We start from the raw sequence: 7,389 nt of genomic DNA on the forward strand, positions 1-7,389 counted from the left end.
CACCGCTAGCAACTGCGCAGCTGAGGGAGCGGCTAGCCGTCGTAGTGGGTGCGGGCCGGGCCCTGGCCCAGGGCATTCACCACGGCGGCGGCCACATCGTGCAGCTTTGAATTGCGGGTGCTGGACGCGGTCTTCAGGATCTCGAAGGCGTCATGCTGGCTGCAACGGTTCTGCGCCATGATGATGCCCACTGCCATGTCGATGACGGTCCGCGATTCCAGGGTGGCACGCAGGTTGGCCGCCGTCTCGCTGTAGTGGGCAAAGCGCACCGCCAGCCGCAGGGCGAGGGAGGTCTGGCTGACGTAATCCTCGGCGAACTCAAGGTCACGGGCTTCGAAGCGCTGGGGGCGGCGCGAGTACAGGACCAGGGCAGCCTTGGTTTCGCCTTCGAGCTCGAACGGCAGTGCCAGGACGGAGCGGACACCCTGGGCGAAGGCGGCGGAGGAGTATTCGGGCCAGCGGCCGTCGTCCTGCACGTCGGGAACGTTTACGGTCTTCTGCGACGTGTAGGCCGTCATGCTGGGTGTTTCGCTGAATTCGTTCTCGAGCTGGCCGATTGCTTTGGCTTCCGGACTGCTGCTGGCCACAGTGGCAGCCTTCCGCTTCCGGAGCAGGGTGATGGCGCACAGGATCTCGTCTCCGGGCTCGGAGAGGTTGCGCGCCGACACCTGTGCCAGTTCGTTAAGGAAGTCCTCAACGTCAGAGCTGTTGAGGACCAGTTCATTCAGGTGTTCGGCTATGGATGTATCGGATTTTGCTGTTGACTCGCTGGCCACGGGTTTTGGTGCCATTCGTTCAGGTCAAAACGAGCCGGCAACACCCAACCGTCCCACCCGAGAGGCGGGGAGCCGGTGAAGGTCGCTGGATCGACGAACTTTCCAACGGCCTGCTGCTAAACCGATACCCAGAAGTATATACATCCCCGGGCGCGGAAAAGAGTCATATATGGCTTCCCGGCGGGCCGGCCGCTGGCGCCGGCCGGGGCTAACCGGCAGAATGAAGCAGGCGCCGGGCTGCCGGCGGCGGACCCGGAAACCAGCGGCTGTTGCGCCGCGGAGGACAGGAACATGACCAGACTGCTCATTATCGGTCCGCCCGGCTCGGGCAAGGGGACGCAGGCCGAGCACCTTGCCCGGCACTTCGGCGTGCCGGCCGTTTCCACCGGCGACATCTTCCGGAGCAACGTCAGCCAGCAGACAGAACTGGGCAGCCAGGCCGCGGAGTACCTCGACGGCGGCGACTTCGTCCCGGACCACCTCACCAATGCCCTGGTAAAGGACCGCCTCCTGGACAGCGACGTCCAGTCGGGTTTCCTGCTGGATGGCTACCCCCGTACCGCGCCCCAGGTCATGGAACTGGACAACATGCTCGCCTCCCAGGGAGTCGCCCTGGACGCGGTCATTGAACTGCGTGCCCCCGACGCCGAACTGGAGCAGCGGATGCGTCAGCGGGCGGAGGAACAGGGACGGTCGGATGACACGGTGGACGTGTTCCGGCGCCGGCTTGACCTCTACCACCGCGAAACCCATGAAGTTGTCTCGGTCTATGCCGGCCGGGGAATCCTCGTCTCCGTGAACGGCAGCGGCGATCCGGGCGAGATCACTGCATTGGCGATCGCCGCCGTCGAAAAGTTCCTGGCCACCCGTACCGGAGCCTGAGCCGGTGCACCCCTCCAACAGAAGGACCTCCTGATGAGAATTGCCGTCACCGGCGGAAGCGGAAAACTGGGCCGGCACGTTGTCCGGCGTCTTATCGATGACGGCCACGAGGTCCTCAACCTGGACCGGGAAGGCACCCGGAGCCCGGGACTCCTGGTGGTGGACCTGCGCAATTACGGCCAGGTGCTCGATGCGATACTGGGCGTGGATGACAGGCACAGCGGTTTCGACGCCGTGGTGCACCTGGGTGCCATCCCGGCGCCGGGCATCCTTCCGGACGCCGCGACGTTCGAGAACAACATGCTGTCCACCTACAACGTCTTCCAGGCTGCCCGCCGGGCAGGCATCAAGAAGGTGGTGTACGCCTCCAGCGAGACGGTGCTGGGACTGCCGTTCGACGTCGACCCGCCCTACATTCCCGTGGACGAGGAATACCCTGCCCGGCCGGAAAGCACCTACTCCCTGGTCAAGCACCTGGAGGAGCAGATGGCAGCGGAACTGACGCGCTGGGACCCGGAACTGAGCATTGTCGGACTGCGGTTCTCGAACGTCATGGACGTGGAGGACTACACCAGGTTCCCGTCCTTCGATGCTGACCCGCGGCTGCGGAAATGGAACCTTTGGGGCTACATCGACGGCCGGGACGGCGCCCAGGCAGTGGTCCGGGCCCTCGAGAACGGCAGGCCAGGGTTTGAAGCCTTCATCATCGCCAACGCGGACACCGTGATGAGCCGGTCGAGTGCAAGCCTCGCGGCCGAGGTGTTTCCGGATGTGAAGGTCACCCGGGAACTGGGCGGGCACGAGACCATGCTCTCCATCGACAAGGCCCGGCGCCTGCTGGGCTTCGAGCCGGAACACAGCTGGCGGAACCACCGGGAATAGTCCCGGCCGCAGGAATCCCCAAGGCTTCCCACAGGATCCTGCAAGGACCCGCCAGCGGCGCATTCCGGGCTCCTATCCTGTTGGTAGAGCGGTGGATTTCCCCGCCCCCGCAGCTCCCAACGCCACACCAAGGACCCCAAAATTCGCACTTCATCCTTTGTGCTGCCCGCCGCCGCAGCGCTGGTCTCCGCCGTCGCCCTTTCCATTTCCGCCGTGCCTGCCGCCGCCGCGCCAAAAGCCGATGCCGGAGCAGCCGGCCGCTACATCGTGCAGTACGCCGCCAACGCCGATGTGGATGCTGAGGCTGCCCACCTGCGCGGGCAGGGCCTCGCCGTCGGACGTACCTTCAAACACGCGCTCCGCGGCGCCGTGGTCACCGCCAATCCTGCCCAGGCCGAGGCTCTTGCGCGCTCCGGCCGGGTGCTGTCAGTGGAGGCGGACGCCCCCGTCAGCATTTCCGCAACGCAGCAGCCCGCGCCCTGGGGCCTGGACCGGGTGGACCAGCGGCCCCTGCCGCTCTCCGGCTCCTACTCCTGGACAGCGGCCGGGTCCGGAGTGACGGCCTACGTCGTGGACACCGGAGTCCTCGCATCGCACGCCGACTTCGGCGGCAGGGTGACAGCCGGCTGGACCGCCGTGGCCGATGGCAGGGGCTCCGGCGACTGCAACGGCCACGGCACGCACGTTGCCGGGACGGTGGCGGGTGCCACCTACGGGGTAGCCAAGGCAGCCACCGTGGTGCCGGTCCGGGTCCTCGACTGCCATGGCTCCGGCTACAACTCCGATGTGGTGGCAGGACTTGACTGGGTTGCCGCCAACCACCCCGCCGGCGTGCCGGCCGTGGCCAACCTCAGCCTGGGCGGCGGCGCGAGCACCGCGGTGGACGCAGCCATCCAGGCAGTGATGAACGACGGCGTCACGGCAGTGGTTGCCGCCGGCAACTCCGCGGTGGATGCGTGCGGCGGTTCCCCCGCCCGGGTTACCGGCGCTGTCACCGTCGCCGCCAGCGACTCCGCCGACCGCCAGGCCTCTTTCTCCAACTTCGGCACCTGCGTGGACCTCTACGCCCCGGGCGTGGGCATCACCTCCACGCTCCACACCTCCACCACCGCAACGGCCTCCATGTCCGGGACCTCGATGGCCGCGCCCCACGCAGCCGGGGCCGCCGCCGTGCTGCTGTCGCAGAATCCGGCCCTCACGCCAGCCCAGGTTGCGGGAACGCTGGTGTCCGGTGCAACGTCCGGGGCAGTCACCGGCGCCACCGGCGGAACGCCCAACCGGCTGCTCTACGCCGGCGCCGTGGCTGCTGCTCCAGCCCCCGCTCCCGCGCCTGCCCCTGTTCCCGCGCCTGCCCCCGCTCCCGCGCCTGCCCCCACCGTCAGTGCCGTCAGTCCCGGGGCCAACGCCACGTCCGTGCCGTCCGGCGCCAACGTGACCGCTACCTTCAGCGAGGCAGTACAAGGACTGACGTCGGGAACGTTCGTGCTCAAGAACGCTGCCGGCACCACCGTCCCCGCCAGCGTCACCTACAGCGCAACCACCCGGACGGCCACCCTGGACCCCTCCGCCAACCTGGCCGCGGATGCAACCTATACCGCAACGCTGGTGGGCGGAAGCTCGGCCATCCGCGGCACTACGGGAACCCCGCTGGCCTCGGTCAGCTGGACCTTCCTGACGGGCCCGGCCCCGGTGGTCACCGGCACCACCCCCGGCAGCAACGCGCTGCTGGTGCGCCGCGGCAACAACATCAGCGTGACCTTCAACGAGGCAGTCCAGGGCGTCAACGGCACCACGTTCACCGTGAGGAACGCAGCCACCGGCGCGGTGGTGCCGGCCGCCGTCTTCCGGAACGGCACCACGAACCAGTGGATCCTCGACCCGCAGCAGTCACTGGCCGCCAAGACCAAATACACCGTGACGGTGACAGGCGGCGGAACAGCCGTTCGCGACCTTGCGGGGAACCAGCTGGCCACCCGTACCTGGCAGTTCACCACCGGCTCGTTCTAGCCCGCCTCCAGCCGGAACTCCGTGCGGCCGTGCAGGGCACCGTTGACCTGCAGTTCCAAAGCATGCAGGCCGGGATGATGCACCCGGGTGGTCATCTGCCGGAACGCGTGGCGCTTGGAGAGGCTCCTGCTCTCGCCCGGCGCCAGAGTCAGGGTTGAGATTTTGAAGACCTTGGCGGATTGGGTGCCGTTGGCCTTTTGGTAGTGGACAACATAGTCAAGCGCAAGCCGCACATCCCGGGCACCCGTATTGGAGATTTCGAAGGAAAACGTCAGTTCCCCGGGAATCGTGAGGACGTCCCGGTCCAGGCGCGGCCCGGTAACCACCACGGACGCCGGCGTAAAGCCCAGCACCTCCAGGGCACCGGCATGCCCCTTCTTTACGAGCGTGCGGAGCCCGTGCCGGACCACCTGCCCCGTGTTGTTGTCTGCTGCCCCCAGCCATTTCCGGGCGGTTGCCACCACCAGGTCCGGGGCGTGCCGGGCAACATCATTGAGGTGGTTGGCCACCGAACGCCGAACGTACTCGGAGGGGTCGCGGTAGAGCGCATCGAGGATGGGGACGGTGGCCTCTGGCCGCTGGACGAGGGCAGGCACACGCACCGCCCACGGCAGGTATGGCCGGGTGCCCTCGCTGGCCAGGCGCCGGACATGCTCATCGGGATGGGACGTCCAGTCCAGGACCGCTGCCAGAGCCCGGTCCGGATCCCGGGCGATCAGCGGGCGGATGGCAAACTCGCCGGTGAGCCGGGGCGTCAGCTCGGTCAGCAGCGCGAGGGCATCGTCAAAGTCCTGACTGGAACCGGACTCGAGGCACAGGGTGGCAGCTGCCTCGGAAACCGGCCACAGGGTCCAGCCGGTGAACTCCGGAACTGGCAGTGCCGCGCGGAAGCTGGCCGCCGCCGTCGGATATGCACGTCCGGGGCTGTTCCTGATGTCATCCACCAGGGCGCCGGCAACAAGATCAGTACGGGCGCGAAGGTTGAGATCGCCCAGCAGTGAAGCGGCAGCGGCGGTGCGTTCCCATGTCACGTCGGGCGCAACCGCCGTGAGGATGCCGGCCAGCGTTTTCACCGCCTGCGCATCGATGAGTTCATTCATCACGCCCATGGAGTCAGGCTACCGCCCGTGCAGGCGCCAACCGGGATAATCTTCACCCTAAGCAAACTTCACAGCGCAGGGATGGTCACAGTGGGACAGCAGGAATCGTCAGGCTCTGGAAGAGCTTCCGGGACAACCGCCAAGAAGAACGGCCGGTGGCGCGCTTTCCACGACAAGTTCGTGGTGGAGGAGCGCTACCTGGAGCCGGGGGACCGACGCGCGCTCTACCGTGCTTCGGTCATCCTGGTGGCTGCGGGCGTGGCGCTCTTCATCGCCACCCTCATCAGCGTGGTGCAGGCCGATGGGCTGTCCGCGGCCGATGGGCCTGTCCGTGACTGGCTCCTGGGCCTGCGGTCCGACACCATCACGGCGATCATGATCTTCCTTGCCGTGGTGTTTGGCCCCATTGCCCTGCCCATCATTGTGCTGGTGGTCATCCTGGTCTGGGGATTCGCCGCCAAGCACGCCTGGCGGCCCATCCTGCTGGCGTCGGCGATGCTCACCGGTGTCATCATTTCGCAGATCATCCTCCAGATTGTCCGGCGGTCACGCCCGCCGGTGGACCAGATGCTCTTCGGGATCGACCACACTTTCTCGTTCCCCTCCGGGCATGTCCTGGGGGCCTGTGACTTCCTGCTGGTGGGAGCCTTCCTGATCTTCTCGCGGCGCAGGAACCCGCGGGCCGCCGTGCTCGGCTTCGTCGGAGCGGGCGTGGGAATCGTGCTGGCGGCCCTGAGCCGGCTGTACCTGGGCTACCACTGGCTCAGCGACGCCCTCGCTTCGGTCTCGTTGTCCCTGATCATCCTGGGCGGCGTGATCGCCGTGGATACGTGGCGGACCGCCAGGGTGCCGGGGGAGAGGATCACGGGGGAGCTGTCCAAGGCTGACTCGCCGGGGGATTAGGGCCCCGAGGCATGCATCAGGCGGGCGGCCTGGATCTTGCGCGCTTCAGGGCACGGTGCAGCCTCATGTTGGCTGCCTCCAATTCCAGCACCTTGGCTACGCCTGCCAGGTTGAGGCCTTGGTCCAGGAGTTCCCCGATACGCAGCAGCACTGCGACGTCGTCATCGCTGTATTGACGCGTGCCGCCGGCCGTCCGTGACGGTGTTAACAGTCCTTTGCTCTCGTAGAGCCGGATGTTCTGCTGGCCTGTTCCTGCCAGTTTGGCTGCAACGGAGATGGCGTAGAGCGCATGTCCGCTGGCGGGCCGGCCGGCCCGTCCTGCTCCGGGGTCTGCCATAACGTCTCTCCAAAATCGTCGTTGCGCGGTCTTGCCTCAGTTTCCCACGGGTGCTATAAAAAATCTATATCCACCACCATAGATCGGTGGGCGGATATGGTACTGATCCAACATCTCAAAAGCTGAAGGAGTGGGACATGATGTTGATGCGCACGGACCCGTTCCGTGAGCTGGACCGGCTCACGCAGCAGGTCTTTGGCACTGCCGCCCGGCCGGCCGCCATGCCGATGGACGCATGGCAGGAAGACGGCGAGTTCGTGGTGGCCTTTGACCTTCCGGGCGTCAAGACCGACTCGCTGGACCTGAATGTCGAACGTAACGTCCTCACCGTACGGGCGGAACGCTCCGACCCCACACAGCCCAACGTGGAGCTGGTGGCTGCCGAGCGTCCCCGCGGTGTTTTCAGCCGGCAACTGATCCTGGGCGACACCCTGGACACGGACAACATCAAGGCAAGCTACGACCAGGGCGTACTGACCCTGCGGATTCCCGTGGCCGAACG

Annotated in this window: 8 protein-coding genes; 5 read left to right on the top strand and 3 right to left on the bottom strand. The window is 66.7% G+C overall.

Translation table 11 applies throughout. The features are described 5' to 3' along the window. Positions 1 to 32: 32 nt before the first annotated feature. Positions 33 to 776: a GAF and ANTAR domain-containing protein gene (locus P2Q66_RS05175; RefSeq protein ID WP_079598838.1), complete on the bottom strand. Its 744-nt coding sequence runs from the start codon at positions 774 to 776 to the stop codon at positions 33 to 35. Positions 777 to 1,067: 291 nt separating this feature from the next. On the opposite strand from P2Q66_RS05175, the gene P2Q66_RS05180 reads away from it, so the two are divergent. The 3 genes from P2Q66_RS05180 (at position 1,068) to P2Q66_RS05190 (ending at position 4,547) form a co-directional block, all read left to right on the top strand. Beyond that, positions 1,068 to 1,658, top strand: coding sequence for an adenylate kinase (locus tag P2Q66_RS05180; protein ID WP_115523900.1), 591 nt, complete (start codon positions 1,068 to 1,070; stop codon positions 1,656 to 1,658). Positions 1,659 to 1,691: 33 nt separating this feature from the next. Then, positions 1,692 to 2,540, top strand: coding sequence for an NAD(P)-dependent oxidoreductase (locus tag P2Q66_RS05185; protein WP_275726136.1), 849 nt, complete (start codon positions 1,692 to 1,694; stop codon positions 2,538 to 2,540). Positions 2,541 to 2,699: 159 nt separating this feature from the next. Further along, positions 2,700 to 4,547, top strand: coding sequence for a S8 family serine peptidase (locus P2Q66_RS05190; protein WP_275726137.1), 1,848 nt, complete (start codon positions 2,700 to 2,702; stop codon positions 4,545 to 4,547). Here P2Q66_RS05190 and P2Q66_RS05195 read toward each other — a convergent pair. Further along, positions 4,544 to 5,656: a DNA alkylation repair protein gene (locus P2Q66_RS05195; RefSeq protein ID WP_275726139.1), complete on the bottom strand. Its 1,113-nt coding sequence runs from the start codon at positions 5,654 to 5,656 to the stop codon at positions 4,544 to 4,546. The genes P2Q66_RS05190 and P2Q66_RS05195 overlap by 4 nt on opposite strands. Before the next feature lie 72 nt (positions 5,657 to 5,728). Here P2Q66_RS05195 and P2Q66_RS05200 point away from each other — a divergent pair, with 72 nt between their 5' ends. After that, the gene (locus tag P2Q66_RS05200) at positions 5,729 to 6,550 is read left to right on the top strand and encodes a phosphatase PAP2 family protein (protein WP_115523904.1); all 822 of its coding nucleotides are present in this window, start codon (positions 5,729 to 5,731) and stop codon (positions 6,548 to 6,550) included. Positions 6,551 to 6,566: 16 nt separating this feature from the next. Here the strand turns inward: P2Q66_RS05200 and P2Q66_RS05205 are convergent, their stop codons facing one another. After that, positions 6,567 to 6,887 (bottom strand): MerR family transcriptional regulator, encoded by a 321-nt coding sequence (locus tag P2Q66_RS05205; protein ID WP_079598844.1) that lies wholly within the window; start codon positions 6,885 to 6,887, stop codon positions 6,567 to 6,569. Between the two features lie 140 nt (positions 6,888 to 7,027). Between P2Q66_RS05205 and P2Q66_RS05210 the strand changes: the two genes are divergently transcribed. After that, the coding region (locus P2Q66_RS05210; RefSeq protein ID WP_275726142.1) for an Hsp20 family protein at positions 7,028 to 7,389 on the top strand (362 nt) is incomplete at its 3' end.

The organism is Arthrobacter sp. Cr_A7 (genome assembly GCF_029222765.1).
In the GTDB taxonomy this organism is placed as follows: domain Bacteria; phylum Actinomycetota; class Actinomycetes; order Actinomycetales; family Micrococcaceae; genus Arthrobacter.